This window comes from Serratia sp. CMO1 (assembly GCF_015689115.1).
GTDB lineage: Bacteria > Pseudomonadota > Gammaproteobacteria > Enterobacterales > Enterobacteriaceae > Serratia > Serratia marcescens.
Map to the genome: position 1 here is coordinate 4,135,382 of NZ_CP065032.1, position 12,280 is coordinate 4,147,661.

Consider the following 12,280-nt stretch of genomic DNA (forward strand, 5'->3'; position numbering starts at 1 on the left):
ACTGCCGGCAAGTTCCGTTACCCTGCCTGCTTTTCCAATTTTGAGCTGTTTTGGAATATGCTTCGCAGAATTTTGTTTATGGCGGTTTTCGCCGCAGGCGCCGTACAGGCGCACGGCATCAATAATTTTTCTCAGGCCAAGGCGGCGGCGGCCAAGATTAACCAGGATGCGCCGGGCAGTTTTTACTGCGGCTGCCGCATCGACTGGCAAGGCAAGAAGGGCATCCCAGATCTCGCCGGCTGCGGCTATCAGGTGCGTAAAAACGCCCAACGCGCGCAGCGTATCGAGTGGGAACACGTGGTGCCGGCCTGGCAGTTCGGCCACCAGCTGCAGTGCTGGCAGGACGGCGGGCGCAAGAACTGCAACAAAGACGCCACCTATCGCCAGATAGAAACCGATCTGCACAACCTGCAGCCGGCGATCGGCGAAGTGAACGGCGACCGCAACAACTTCATGTACAGCCAATGGAACGGCGGCGCGGGCCAGTACGGGCAATGCCCGATGAAGGTGGATTTCAAGAATAAACAGGCGGAGCCGCCCGCCCGCGCGCGCGGCGCCATTGCCCGCACCTACTTCTACATGCGCGATCGCTACCAGCTGCGGCTGTCACGCCAGCAAACCCGGCTGTTCGAGGTGTGGAACCGGCAATATCCGGTGAGCCAATGGGAATGTCAGCGCGAAGCACGTATCGCCAAGGTGCAGGGCAACCACAACCCCTATATTCAACAGGCTTGTCAGCAGCGGAAAAGCTAACCTACTATAGCCTTTATCTTTCATGGCGCCGCCAACCCGCGGCGCCGTTTCGTCAGGATCAGACTACCCATGCGCATACCCCGCATTTACCATCCGCAGCCGTTGACCGACCGGGCGGAGATCGCCCTCAGCGAGGACGCCGCCAACCACGTCGGGCGCGTGCTGCGCATGAGCGCCGGCCAGGCGCTGCAGCTGTTCGACGGCAGCAACCAGGTGTTCGACGCCGAGATAGTCCGGGTGGACAAAAAGAGCGTGCTGGTGCGCCTCGGCGACGGCCGCGTGGATGACATCGAATCGCCGCTCAACCTGCACCTGGGCCAGGTGATCTCGCGCGGCGAGAAGATGGAGTTCACCATCCAGAAATCCATCGAGCTGGGCGTCAACGTCATCACCCCGCTGTTTTCCGAGCGCTGCGGCGTGAAGTTGGACGGCGAGCGTCTGGCGAAGAAAATCCAGCAATGGCAAAAGATTGCCATCGCCGCCTGCGAACAGTGCGGCCGCAACCGCATTCCCGAAATCCGCGAGGCGATGTCGCTGGAAGCCTGGTGCGCCGAGCAGGACGGCAGCCTGAAACTCAACCTGCACCCGCGCGCCAGCCACAGCATCAACACGCTGCCGCAGCCGGTGGATCATGTTCGCCTGCTGATCGGCCCGGAAGGCGGTTTGTCCGCCGACGAAATCGCCATGACCACCGACCACGGATTTACTGATATTCTGCTGGGACCACGCGTTCTGCGTACCGAAACCACAGCGCTCACCGCCATTACCGCTCTGCAGGTCCGCTTCGGCGACCTGGGTTAAAGGAGAAAAGATGATTAAGCTCGGCATCGTGATGGATCCTATCGATTCCATCAACATCAAGAAAGACACCAGCTTCGCCATGCTGCTCGAAGCGCAGCGCCGCGGTTACGAATTGCACTACATGGAGATGAACGATCTCTATCTGCACGCCGGTGACGGGCGCGCGCGCACCCGCCTGCTGAGCGTGAAGGAAGACAAGGAGAGCTGGTTCAGCTTCGGCGCCGAGCAGGATCTGGCGCTGCACGAACTGGACGTGATCCTGATGCGCAAGGATCCGCCGTTCGATACCGAATACATCTATGCGACCTACATTCTGGAACGCGCCGAAGTTAAAGGCACGCTGGTGGTCAACAAGCCGCAAAGTCTGCGCGACTGCAACGAGAAGCTGTTCACCGCCTGGTTCTCGGAACTGACGCCGGATACGCTGGTCAGCCGCAGCGCCGCGCACATCCGCAAATTCCACCAGCAGCACGGCGACATCATCCTGAAACCGCTGGACGGCATGGGCGGCGCGTCTATCTTCCGCGTGAAGCAGGACGATCCTAACCTGTCGGTGATCATCGAAACCCTGACCGAACACGGCAGCCGTTTCTGCATGGCGCAGAACTTCCTGCCGGCGATCAAGGACGGCGACAAACGCATCCTGGTGGTGGACGGCGAGCCGGTGCCTTACTGCCTGGCGCGCATTCCGGCGCAGGGCGAGACCCGCGGCAACCTGGCGGCCGGCGGCCGCGGCGAAGCGCGCCCGCTGAGCGAAAGCGACTGGAAAATCGCCCGCGCCGTCGCCCCGACGCTGAAAGAGAAAGGGCTGATCTTCGTCGGCCTGGACGTGATCGGCGATCGCCTGACCGAGATCAACGTGACCAGCCCAACCTGCGCACGCGAGATTGAGGCGGCATTCCCGATTTCGATTACCGGCATGCTGATGGACGCGATTGAAAAGCGCCTGGCGGCGAAGTAATGCGTCATGCGGGCGGTATGCCGCCCGCTATCCCGTATCGCGCCCGCCAAAGCGCGCCTTTCGGCAACGGCTTGAAAGGCGGCGGGTATAGCCGCATACTGGCGGCTGTTTATTTTCTCACCCATTGATTACCTTATACTAACGCCATGAATTTACAGCACCATTTTCTGATCGCCATGCCAACGCTGCAGGATCCTCGCTTCAAACGCTCGGTGATTTACGTCTGCGAGCATAACGAAGAAGGCGCCATGGGTTTGGTGATCAATAAACCGGTGGAGCAGTTCACGGTAGCCACGGTGCTGAGCAAGCTGAAGATCATGCCGCCTGCGCGCGATCCGGCCATCAGCCTGGACAAGCCGGTGTTCGCCGGCGGCCCCCTGGCGGACGATCGCGGGTTTATCCTGCATACGCCGCGCCACGGCTTCGGCGCCAGCATTCAAATTTCGCCCAACACCATGATCACCACCTCGAAAGACGTGCTGGAAACGCTCGGCACGCCAGAGCAACCGGACGACGTGCTGGTGGCACTGGGTTATGCGGGTTGGGAAAAGGGCCAGTTGGAGCAGGAAGTATTGGAAAACGCCTGGCTGACCATCGAAGCCAACACCGACATTTTGTTCCGCACGCCGATCGCCAGCCGCTGGCGCGAGGCGGGGAACCTTTTGGGTATCGACATTCGCAGCATCGCCAACCACGCAGGACATGCCTGATGAGCAACCGCACCATTATCGCCTTCGACTTCGGCACCAAAAGCATCGGCGCGGCCGTCGGCCAGGAGTTGACCGGCAGCGCCCGCGCCTTGCCGGCTTTCAAAGCGCAGGACGGCTCGCCGGACTGGCTGAAAATCGAAAAGCTGCTGAAGGAGTGGCAACCGGATTTGGTGGTGGTCGGCCTGCCGCTGAACATGGACGGCACCGAACAACCCGTTACCGCCCAGGCGCGCAAGTTCGCCAACCGCCTGCACGGCCGCTTCGGCATCCAGATCGATCTGCATGACGAGCGTCTGAGCACCGTGGAGGCGCGCGCCAACCTGTTCGATCGCGGCGGCTTCCGCGCGCTCGATAAAGGCAGCGTGGATTCCGCCTCGGCGGTGGTTATCCTCGAAAGCTGGTTCGAACGGCAGCTGGGCTAAACGCCCGTTCCCTCCCCCGCGCAGTCCCCCAACACACCGGCGTCGATCCGCTGCTGCAAACCTTGCTCAAAGGTTTGCATGCCGGACTGCGCGCCGGTTTGCAACACGCTCGCCAACTGATGCGTTTTCCCTTCACGGATCAGGTTGCTGACCGCCGCCGTCGCCGTCAGCACTTCAAAGATCGCCACGCGTCCGCCGCCGGGGCGCCTCATCAGCTTTTGCGCGATCACCGCCTGCAGGCTGCCCGCCAGCTGGGCGCGCACATAGGGTTTCTCTTCCGCCGGAAACACGTCCACCAACCGTTCTACCGCCTGCGGCGCGCTGCGGGTATGCAGCGTCGCCAGCACCAGGTGGCCGGTCTCCGCCGCAGTGAGCGCCAGCCGGATGGTGGCGGTATCGCGCAGCTCGCCCAGCAGGATCACATCCGGATCTTCGCGCAGCGCGGCGCGCAACGCCGCATCGAAGCTGTGGCTGTCGCGGCCGATCTCCCGCTGCTGGATCAGCGATCGCCGGCTGCGGTGCAGGAACTCGATCGGATCCTCCAGCGTCAAAACGTGCCGCTGCTGGTGCCGGTTGATCTCGTCGATCATCGCCGCCAACGTGGTGGACTTGCCGCTGCCGGTGGCGCCGGTGACCAGGATAAGCCCGTCGTCGCGCCGCAGCAACGCCGGGACAATGGCCGGCGCCGCCAGCTCGGCAAGCGAAGGCGATTGCGCGGCGATACGCCGCAACGCGAGAGAAATCCCCGCGCTTTGTTGAAAAACGTTGGCCCGCAGCCGCTCCCCGCCCGGCCTGTGCAACGCCAGATCGACCTGCCCCAGCCGCCGCAGGCTCTCGCGCTGCTGCGCATTCAGCAATCCGTCGCAGAGGGCCTGCACGCCTTGCGCCGTCAGCGTTGGCGCCGCCGCCAGCGGCTGCAGTTCACCGTCGATGCGCAACATCGGCGGATGACCGGCACAAAGGTGCAGATCGGAAGCATTATGCTTTACACTAAGGGCCACGAATTCATCGATATCCATATCACTCTCCCGGGTCAATAATGAGCACTATCCAACAGAACCTGCAGGATGTCAGAAACCGCATCGCGGCCGCCGCGCGAAATTGCGCGCGGGCGCCGGAAGAAGTTGCTCTGCTTGCAGTCAGCAAAACCAAACCTGTGGCGGCGATCGAAGAAGCCATCGCCGCCGGCCAGCGCGCCTTCGGCGAGAACTACGTGCAGGAAGGGGTAGACAAGATCCGGCATTTCGCCGAGTCGCCGCAGGGCGATGAGTTGGTGTGGCACTTTATCGGCCCGCTGCAATCCAATAAGAGTCGGCTGGTGGCGGAACATTTCGCCTGGTGTCATACCGTGGATCGGCTGCGCATCGCCCAGCGCCTGAGCGATCAGCGCCCGGCCGACATGCCGCCGCTCAACGTGCTGATTCAAATCAACATCAGCGACGAGCAAAGCAAATCCGGCATTGCGTTGGCCGAGCTGCCGGCGTTGGCCGACGCGATCGTCGCGCTGCCGAACCTGACGCTGCGCGGCCTGATGGCCATCCCGGCGCCGGAAGCGGATTATCAGCGGCAGTTGGCGGTATTCAGCCGGATGAACGACGCCTTTCTCGCCCTGCGCCAGCGTTATCCGCAGGCCGATACGCTGTCGATGGGCATGACGGACGATATGGCGGCGGCGATCGCCGCAGGCAGCACCCTGGTGCGCATCGGCACCGCAATTTTTGGCGCCCGCGACTACTCGCAGGCCTGACACACAGACGAGGGATTTGATGCAACATCGCAAGATTACCTTTATCGGCGCCGGCAACATGGCGCGTGCAATCATCGCCGGCCTGGTGGCGGGCGGCTATCCAGCCAAATCCATCAGCGTCTGCGCCCCCTCGGCGAAAAACCGTGACGCACTGGCGGCGGACTACGGCATCGTCAGCAGCGGCGACAACGTCGCCTGCGCGCGCGAGGCCGAGGTGGTGGTGCTGGCGGTCAAACCGCAGCTGATGGCCGACGTTTGCCAGCCGCTGCGCGAGCAGGTCGATTTCAGCGGCAAGCTGGTGCTGTCGATCGCCGCCGGCATTCAGGTCAGCCGTTTCTATCAGCTGCTCGGCGACAAGCTGGACATCGTGCGCATCATGCCCAACACTCCGTCGCTGGTCGGCAAGGGCATGAGCGGGCTGTACGCGCCGGCGCAGGTCAGCCAGCGGGATCGCGATTACACCGGCGATTTAATGGCGTCGGTCGGTAAAGTTTGCTGGGTCGATGACGAAAATGGCATCAACGGCGTGATCGCCGCCGCGGGCAGCGCCCCGGCCTATTTCTTCCTGTTTATGGAGGCGATGCAAAAAGAGGCCGAGCGCATGGGCTTCGACAGCCAGACCGCGCGCGATCTGGTACAACAGGCCGCTTCCGGCGCCGCCGCATTGGTGGAAGCCAACCCGGATACGCCGCTGGGCACGCTGCGCGAACAGGTGACCTCCAAAGGCGGCACCACCGCCGAAGCGCTGCGGGTGTTCAACGAACGCCAACTGCCGGAAACCGTGGGGCAAGCGATGCAGGCCGCCGTTTCCCGCGCCCAAGAGATGGAAAAATTATTTTAAATAACCGCGAGTTAAGGAGAAGGACCACTTCATGCTAACGCTGACTTTCCTGGTCAAGACCGTTATTGATCTGTACGTGATGGTGCTGTTGCTGCGCATTTGGATGCAGTGGGCGCGCACCGATTTTTACAACCCGTTCTCACAGTTTGTGGTGAATATCCCCCAGCCGGTGGTCGGCCCACTGCGCCGCATCATCCCGTCACTGGGGCCCATCGACAGCGCTTCGCTGCTGCTGGCGTTCCTGCTGATGACCATCAAGTACCCGCTGCTGCTGCTGATTCAGGGCGGCGCGATGTCGCTCAGCCCGTATAACCTGCTGTTCGGCCTGATCTCGCTGGTGAAGTCCGCCGGCTACCTGATCTTCTGGGTGATGATCATTCGTGCGCTGATGAGCTGGATCAGCCAGGGCCGCAGCCCGATCGACTACGTGATGTACCAACTGACCGAACCCTTGATGGCGCCGATCCGTCGCATCATCCCGGCGATGGGGGGCATCGATTTTTCCGCCATGGTAGTGATCCTGATCCTCTATCTGATCAACTACCTGGGCATGGATCTGTTCGGCGAGATCTGGTTCCTGCTGTGAGTGCGGTCACTCCGGAGCTGGACGGGCTGACGATCAGGCTATATATTCAGCCGAAAGCCAGCCGCGACCAAATTATCGGCTTGCATGGCGACGAACTAAAAGTCGCCATCACCGCCCCGCCGGTCGACGGCCAAGCCAACGTCCATCTGATCAAGTTTATCGCCAAGCAGTTCAAAGTGGCGAAAAGCAACGTCACCATCGAGAAAGGCGAACTGGGGCGGCATAAACAGTTACGCATCGTGAATCCGCAACAGATCCCCGCCGTGGTCGCGGCGCTCATCGAATAATTTTCAAGGTAGTCACTTATGCAAAAAGTCGTTCTTGCCACCGGTAACCCGGGCAAAGTGCGCGAACTCGCCGACCTGTTGGCCGATTTCGGCCTGGACGTGGTCGCGCAAACCGATCTGGGCGTGGAATCCGCCGAAGAAACTGGCCTGACGTTTATCGAAAACGCCATCCTGAAAGCGCGCCATGCGGCACCGGTCACCGGCCTGCCGGCGATCGCCGACGACTCCGGTCTGGCAGTGGATGCGCTGGGCGGCGCGCCGGGCATCTACTCCGCGCGCTACGCCGGCGAAGATGCCGACGATCGGCAAAACCTCGACAAGCTGCTGGCGGCGTTGAAAGACGTGGCGCCGGGCCGGCGCGGCGCGCAATTCCATTGCGTGCTGGTCTATCTGCGCCATGCGGCAGACCCGACGCCGCTGGTGTTCCACGGCAGTTGGGCCGGCGAAATCACTGAGCAGGCCGCCGGTGAAGGCGGCTTCGGTTACGACCCTGTCTTCTACGTGCCGGAGCTGGGCCGCACCGCCGCCGAGCTAAGCCGCAACGAGAAGCGGGCGATTTCGCACCGCGGCAAGGCGCTGAAGCTGATGTTGGAAGCCATGCGCAATGCTTAAGCTGCCCCCGCTGAGTCTCTACATCCATATCCCGTGGTGCGTGCAGAAATGCCCGTACTGTGACTTCAACTCCCATGCGCTGAAGGGTGACGTGCCGCATCAGGAGTACGTCGATCATCTGTTGGCGGATCTGGATGCCGACCTGCCGCTGGCCGGCGGCCGGGAAATCAGCACTATCTTTATCGGTGGCGGCACCCCCAGCCTGCTGAGCGCCGAGGCGATGCAGGCCTTGCTGGACGGGGTGCGAGCGCGCATTCGCGTCGCCGACGACGCCGAAATCACCATGGAGGCTAACCCCGGCACCGTGGAAGCCGATCGTTTCAGCGGCTACCAGCGCGCCGGCGTCAACCGCATCTCCATCGGGGTGCAAAGCTTCAGCGCCGAGAAGTTGAACCGTCTGGGGCGCATCCACGGCCCGGAAGAAGCCAAACTCGCGGCGACGCTGGCGACCGGCCTTGGCCTGCGCAGCTTCAACCTCGATTTGATGCACGGCCTGCCGGATCAGTCGCTGGAAGAGGCGCTGGACGATCTGCGCCAGGCGATCGCCCTCAATCCGCCGCACCTGTCGTGGTATCAGCTGACCATCGAGCCGAACACCCTGTTCAGCTCGCGCCCGCCGGTTTTGCCGGACGACGACGCGCTGTGGGACATCTTCGAGCGCGGCCACCAGTTGCTGAGCGCCGCCGGATACCAGCAGTATGAAACCTCGGCCTACGCCAAGCCGGGCTACCAATGCCAGCACAATCTCAACTACTGGCGCTTCGGCGACTATCTGGGGATCGGCTGCGGCGCGCACGGCAAGGTGACCTTCAGCGACGGGCGCATCCTGCGCACCGCCAAGACCAAGCACCCGCGCGGCTTTATGCGCGGCGACTACATGGACAAGCAGCATGAGGTGGCGGCGGCGGATCGGCCGTTCGAGTTCTTCATGAACCGCTTCCGCTTGCTGGAAGCCGCGCCGCGCGCCGACTTCGTCAACTACACCGGGCTGGCGGAAAGCGTCATTCGCCCGCAGTTGGACGAGGCGCTGGCCAAAGGCTATCTGGAAGAAACCGCGGAGCATTGGCAAATTACCGAGAAGGGCAAGCTGTTCCTCAACTCGCTGCTGGAACTGTTCCTGGCGGACGACGAATAAAAAAAAGCGCTGAATGATCAGCGCTTTTTTTCATGTTCAGGCGGCATTATGAGGGCGATGCGTCACGTCGCCACGCCCCTTCAGCAATCCCTCAACGGAAACATCCTCGTCCAACGCATCCCAATGGATGCCGCGAGCGCTGAGCTCATACTCCGCCCGCTGTTCTTGCGTCGCATTCAACAAACGCGGAAACCAGGCCAGTGGCACGCCAATAATTCGGGCGTCGCTCAGTTCGACCCACATCGTCGCATCGTCAAAGCTGACGCGTTTAGCCGAAATACTCAAGCCAAGCCTCCAAAAACAATGCCTGATAGGTATCAACCAGAATTTCGCTTCGCCTCAGCGTCTCTGATATGGATATGCGATATCTATCCGTTACTTCAACGCCTTCAGCAGATCCTTGCGCTGGGTTTCCAGTGCGGTGACGCGGTTGCACACGTCATGACCGAAGTTCTGGAAGTCCTGCTCCTGATTGTTCCATTCGTTCTGGATCGCCTTCTGCAAGCCGCCCAGATTGCCCATGATCGCCTGCAGCGGGTTACCGCCGCTGTTGGCGGCCTGTTTGACGCCCATTTCGTTCAGGCTGTCCTGCAGCACGCCGCCCATGCTCTGCTGCACGATGTTGCGGCCATCCTGTTCCACCTGGTCAATCGCCTGGTGGTGGAAGGTCAGGCCGTCGCTGCGGTGCTCGATGATGCGGTTCATCTGCTGTTTCAGTTGGCCGTTCAGGGTGGTCAGCCGGTTGCGCACGTTGCTGTTGCTGCCCAGCTCTTTAACGATCACTTTATCCAGCGCTGCGCGGGCTTTCTCCAGGTGTTTCTGCGCGCCGTCGTCGATCCACGGCAGTTGCTTGCGCAAGGCGCTCTGGTAACTGAAGGCTTTCTGCCGCTGGCTGTCGTTCAGGCTCAGCGCCTGGCCGTTGCGGATCACGTCGCCATCCGGCGATATTTGCAGGTCGCCGCTGGCGCCTTTCACCTGCACGCTCTGCGGGCTGATGATCACATCGTCTTGGGGTTTAACGCTGCATTGGTACTCGGCGTGGGCCTGCGCGGCAGTCGCCGCCAGCAGCAGTAAGGCTAACCCGGTTTTCTTCAACATAGCTTCTCCTGACTCCCATCCAGACTGGGATTAAAAAATCGAACGACCGATACGTTGAGACAACAGTTCCAGCGCCGCAGTTCCCGCCAGCGAGTTGCCGGAAGCATCCAGCTCCGGCGACCAAACGACGATCGACAGCTCGTCCGGCACGATGGCCACGATGCCGCCGCCCACGCCAGACTTGCCCGGCATCCCCACCCGATAGGCGAATTCGCCGGCGCCGTCGTACATGCCGCTGGTCATCATCAGGGCGTTGATCTGCCGGGCCTGCAGCGGGCTGATCACCGCCTCGCCGCTGAGATCGCGGCCGTGATTGGCCAGATAGACGAAGCTGCGCGCCAGTTCCACGCAGCTCATGCGCAGCGCGCAGTAGTGGAAATAGGTTTGCAGCACGGTGATGACGTCGTTTTCGAAGTTGCCGAACGACTTCATCAGATAGGCGATGGCCGCATTGCGATCGGAGTGTTCGAACTCGGAGCGCGCCACCCGCAGGTCATAGGCCAGGTCATCTTCGCCGGCCAACTGACGCACCACCTCCAGCATGCGCTGTTTGGGGGCGCTGAGCCGGGTTTGCAGCATGTCGCACACCACCAGCGCGCCGGGGTTGATAAACGGATTGCGCGGTTTGCCCTGTTCCATCTCCAGCTGCAGCAGCGAATTGAACGGCAGGCCGGAAGGCTCTTTGCCGACGCGCCGCCAGATCTCAGGCTCCTGATAGCGCGTCAGCGCCAGCGTCAGGCTCAGCACTTTGGAGATCGACTGGATGGAGAAGCGCTCCGCGGCGTCGCCGGCCTGGAACAGTTCGCCATCCACCGTACACACGGCGATCGCCAGCCGATCGGCGGGCACTTCCGCCAACGCCGGGATGTAGTCGGCCACTTTTCCCTGGCCAATCAGCGGGCGCACCTGTTGCAGGATCTCTTCCAGCAACGCGTTATCCAATGTTGTTACCACCTCGGTCACACTCCGGGCAAAACAAAGGCGCCGTTAAGGCACCTTAAATCCATCCCCGTCATACTTGAATCCGCATCTGTGTTGGCTGCGAGCGCTCACCCCAGTCACTTACTGAAGTAAGCTCCTGGGGAATCACCCTCTTGCCGCCGTGATGCGAATCCAATTATTTAGGGGGAAATAAGCGGCGCGAAGCCGCGCTCATCGGGCAGCCGCGATCAATCCCACCAGATATCGAACAGATCGCTGACCTTAACGTCGGTCAGTTTGCGCGCTTCCAGCCAGCTTTTCACCAGTTCGCGATGCTCGTCGGTGCAGTGGCCGATCTTCTGCAGGCAGATCAGACCTTCCCACTGCAGGTAGCCGCTGCCGTCAAACGCCAGGCCGTTCGGCTCGATCACTTCATCGATGAAGGTATCCAGCGTGCTGTCGATGTCTTCCACCGACGTGCCTTCGGCGAAGCGCCAGGCTACGGAGAAACCCAGCTCCTGAAATTCTTCAATGTGCAACTTTTTACGTAAACGACGACTGCGGTTCTTAGCCATTATTCTTTCCTCTCAAACATCAAGTCCCAAACGCCATGTCCCAGGCGCTGGCCGCGTAATTCAAATTTCGTCAATGGGCGCGAATCCGGACGCGGCACATAATCATTATCGCTGGAAAGATTACGGTAGCCTGCGACCCCGTTCATAACCTCTAACATATGTTCCGCATAAGGTTGCCAATCGGTGGCCATGTGGAAGACCCCGCCGGTCTTCAGCTTGCGCAGCACCAGTTCGACAAACGGCGTTTGCACGATGCGGCGCTTATTGTGGCGCGCCTTGTGCCACGGATCGGGGAAGAACAGCTGCACCATGTCCAGCGAGCCGTCCGGGATCATGTTTTCCAGCACTTCAACCGCATCGTGGCACATCACGCGCAGGTTGCTCAGCTTCGCCTCGTGGGCGTCGGCCAGGCAGGCGCCCACGCCCGGCGAGTGCACTTCGATCCCTAAAAAGTTCTGCTGCGGATTATTGCCCGCCATGGTCACCAGCGAGGCGCCCATGCCAAAACCGATCTCCAGCACCGTCGGCGCTTCGCGGCCGAACAGCGCGGCGAGATCGACAGCCTCAGCCTGATACTCCACGCCCATCACCGGCCAATAGTTCTCCAGCGCGTGCTGCTGGCCTTTGGTCAGCCGCCCCTGGCGGCGGACAAAACTGCGGATACGGCGCATCGCGCGGCCGTTCTCATCAAATTCCGGGGAGATGACGTCATTAATCATAGTGCTTTCTGTCTGTTTGGCTGCCAATTAGGGAAACGCGCATTATGCAAAGATACATTGGTTTAGCAAGTGTTCATCTTCTGTACCCGCCGTGCGGCGTCGGAAAGTTCCG

17 protein-coding genes are annotated in these 12,280 nt (G+C 61.4%); 11 read left to right on the plus strand and 6 right to left on the minus strand.

All coding sequences use genetic code 11. From position 1 onward, the window contains the following. Window positions 1–57 precede the first annotated feature (57 nt). The 5 genes from endA (at window position 58) to ruvX (ending at window position 3,647) form a co-directional block, all read left to right on the plus strand. A complete protein-coding gene (gene endA, locus IT763_RS19680) occupies window positions 58–753 on the plus strand; it encodes a deoxyribonuclease I (RefSeq protein ID WP_049300546.1) in 696 nt (231 codons plus the stop codon). 69 nt (window positions 754–822) lie between these two features. Continuing rightward, complete coding sequence (rsmE, locus tag IT763_RS19685) at window positions 823–1,554, plus strand: 16S rRNA (uracil(1498)-N(3))-methyltransferase (protein ID WP_049300547.1); 732 nt, start codon at window positions 823–825, stop codon at window positions 1,552–1,554. Window positions 1,555–1,564: 10 nt separating this feature from the next. Then, window positions 1,565–2,515 (plus strand): glutathione synthase, encoded by a 951-nt coding sequence (gene gshB / locus IT763_RS19690; RefSeq protein ID WP_016930084.1) that lies wholly within the window; start codon window positions 1,565–1,567, stop codon window positions 2,513–2,515. Between the two features lie 146 nt (window positions 2,516–2,661). Further along, window positions 2,662–3,225, plus strand: a complete 564-nt coding sequence (locus tag IT763_RS19695) for a YqgE/AlgH family protein (RefSeq protein WP_033635940.1) — start codon at window positions 2,662–2,664, stop codon at window positions 3,223–3,225. Next, window positions 3,225–3,647, plus strand: a complete 423-nt coding sequence (gene ruvX, locus IT763_RS19700) for a Holliday junction resolvase RuvX (protein WP_015379046.1) — start codon at window positions 3,225–3,227, stop codon at window positions 3,645–3,647. Before IT763_RS19695 ends, ruvX begins: the two co-directional genes overlap by 1 nt. Here the strand turns inward: ruvX and IT763_RS19705 are convergent. Continuing rightward, window positions 3,644–4,666, minus strand: coding sequence for a type IV pilus twitching motility protein PilT (locus IT763_RS19705; RefSeq protein WP_049300548.1), 1,023 nt, complete (start codon window positions 4,664–4,666; stop codon window positions 3,644–3,646). The two genes, ruvX and IT763_RS19705, sit on opposite strands and share 4 nt — an antisense overlap. Window positions 4,667–4,686: 20 nt before the next feature. Between IT763_RS19705 and IT763_RS19710 the strand changes: the two genes are divergently transcribed. Genes IT763_RS19710 through hemW form a run of 6 tightly spaced genes read left to right on the plus strand, consistent with a single transcriptional unit; the run spans window position 4,687 to window position 8,855 of the window. After that, window positions 4,687–5,394 (plus strand): YggS family pyridoxal phosphate-dependent enzyme, encoded by a 708-nt coding sequence (locus tag IT763_RS19710; protein WP_049300549.1) that lies wholly within the window; start codon window positions 4,687–4,689, stop codon window positions 5,392–5,394. A 19-nt stretch (window positions 5,395–5,413) separates the two neighbouring features. Further along, window positions 5,414–6,235 carry a pyrroline-5-carboxylate reductase gene (gene proC / locus IT763_RS19715; RefSeq protein WP_033639391.1) on the plus strand — a complete coding sequence of 274 codons (822 nt, stop codon included), beginning with the start codon at window positions 5,414–5,416 and terminating at the stop codon, window positions 6,233–6,235. Window positions 6,236–6,266: 31 nt separating this feature from the next. Continuing rightward, entirely contained in the window at window positions 6,267–6,821 is a 555-nt protein-coding gene (locus IT763_RS19720; protein WP_206194947.1) for a YggT family protein, read from the plus strand. Beyond that, window positions 6,818–7,108 (plus strand): DUF167 family protein YggU, encoded by a 291-nt coding sequence (gene yggU / locus IT763_RS19725; protein WP_206194948.1) that lies wholly within the window; start codon window positions 6,818–6,820, stop codon window positions 7,106–7,108. Before IT763_RS19720 ends, yggU begins: the two co-directional genes overlap by 4 nt. An 18-nt stretch (window positions 7,109–7,126) precedes the next feature. Beyond that, entirely contained in the window at window positions 7,127–7,720 is a 594-nt protein-coding gene (locus IT763_RS19730; RefSeq protein ID WP_206194949.1) for an XTP/dITP diphosphatase, read from the plus strand. Further along, window positions 7,713–8,855, plus strand: coding sequence for a radical SAM family heme chaperone HemW (gene hemW, locus IT763_RS19735; protein WP_206194950.1), 1,143 nt, complete (start codon window positions 7,713–7,715; stop codon window positions 8,853–8,855). The genes IT763_RS19730 and hemW overlap by 8 nt, the downstream gene beginning before the upstream one ends. A gap of 36 nt (window positions 8,856–8,891) precedes the next feature. Here hemW and IT763_RS19740 read toward each other — a convergent pair whose 3' ends face one another. The 5 genes from IT763_RS19740 to trmB form a co-directional block, all read right to left on the minus strand. After that, window positions 8,892–9,140, minus strand: coding sequence for a DUF2442 domain-containing protein (locus IT763_RS19740; RefSeq protein WP_004937422.1), 249 nt, complete (start codon window positions 9,138–9,140; stop codon window positions 8,892–8,894). A 90-nt stretch (window positions 9,141–9,230) separates the two neighbouring features. Next, window positions 9,231–9,953 carry a DUF2884 domain-containing protein gene (locus IT763_RS19745; protein ID WP_033639389.1) on the minus strand — a complete coding sequence of 241 codons (723 nt, stop codon included), beginning with the start codon at window positions 9,951–9,953 and terminating at the stop codon, window positions 9,231–9,233. A gap of 30 nt (window positions 9,954–9,983) precedes the next feature. Beyond that, window positions 9,984–10,907, minus strand: coding sequence for a glutaminase B (glsB, locus tag IT763_RS19750; protein ID WP_004937414.1), 924 nt, complete (start codon window positions 10,905–10,907; stop codon window positions 9,984–9,986). Between the two features lie 215 nt (window positions 10,908–11,122). Continuing rightward, a complete protein-coding gene (locus IT763_RS19755; RefSeq protein WP_049300553.1) occupies window positions 11,123–11,449 on the minus strand; it encodes a YggL family protein in 327 nt (108 codons plus the stop codon). Further along, complete coding sequence (gene trmB / locus IT763_RS19760; protein WP_016930097.1) at window positions 11,449–12,168, minus strand: tRNA (guanosine(46)-N7)-methyltransferase TrmB; 720 nt, start codon at window positions 12,166–12,168, stop codon at window positions 11,449–11,451. The genes IT763_RS19755 and trmB overlap by 1 nt, the downstream gene beginning before the upstream one ends. Between the last annotated feature and the right edge of the window lie 112 nt (window positions 12,169–12,280).

Bases quoted from the DNA above. Each gene is read 5' to 3' on its own strand.
- proC (WP_033639391.1), top strand. From the start codon at position 5,414: ATGCAACATCGCAAGATTACCTTTATCGGCGCCGGCAACATGGCGCGT.
- trmB (WP_016930097.1), bottom strand. From the start codon at position 12,168: ATGATTAATGACGTCATCTCCCCGGAATTTGATGAGAACGGCCGCGCG.
- IT763_RS19720 (WP_206194947.1), top strand. From the start codon at position 6,267: ATGCTAACGCTGACTTTCCTGGTCAAGACCGTTATTGATCTGTACGTG.
- endA (WP_049300546.1), top strand. From the start codon at position 58: ATGCTTCGCAGAATTTTGTTTATGGCGGTTTTCGCCGCAGGCGCCGTA.
- IT763_RS19705 (WP_049300548.1), bottom strand. From the start codon at position 4,666: ATGGATATCGATGAATTCGTGGCCCTTAGTGTAAAGCATAATGCTTCC.
- hemW (WP_206194950.1), top strand. From the start codon at position 7,713: ATGCTTAAGCTGCCCCCGCTGAGTCTCTACATCCATATCCCGTGGTGC.
- IT763_RS19710 (WP_049300549.1), top strand. From the start codon at position 4,687: ATGAGCACTATCCAACAGAACCTGCAGGATGTCAGAAACCGCATCGCG.
- rsmE (WP_049300547.1), top strand. From the start codon at position 823: ATGCGCATACCCCGCATTTACCATCCGCAGCCGTTGACCGACCGGGCG.
- ruvX (WP_015379046.1), top strand. From the start codon at position 3,225: ATGAGCAACCGCACCATTATCGCCTTCGACTTCGGCACCAAAAGCATC.
- IT763_RS19745 (WP_033639389.1), bottom strand. From the start codon at position 9,953: ATGTTGAAGAAAACCGGGTTAGCCTTACTGCTGCTGGCGGCGACTGCC.
- IT763_RS19695 (WP_033635940.1), top strand. From the start codon at position 2,662: ATGAATTTACAGCACCATTTTCTGATCGCCATGCCAACGCTGCAGGAT.
- IT763_RS19730 (WP_206194949.1), top strand. From the start codon at position 7,127: ATGCAAAAAGTCGTTCTTGCCACCGGTAACCCGGGCAAAGTGCGCGAA.
- gshB (WP_016930084.1), top strand. From the start codon at position 1,565: ATGATTAAGCTCGGCATCGTGATGGATCCTATCGATTCCATCAACATC.
- IT763_RS19755 (WP_049300553.1), bottom strand. From the start codon at position 11,449: ATGGCTAAGAACCGCAGTCGTCGTTTACGTAAAAAGTTGCACATTGAA.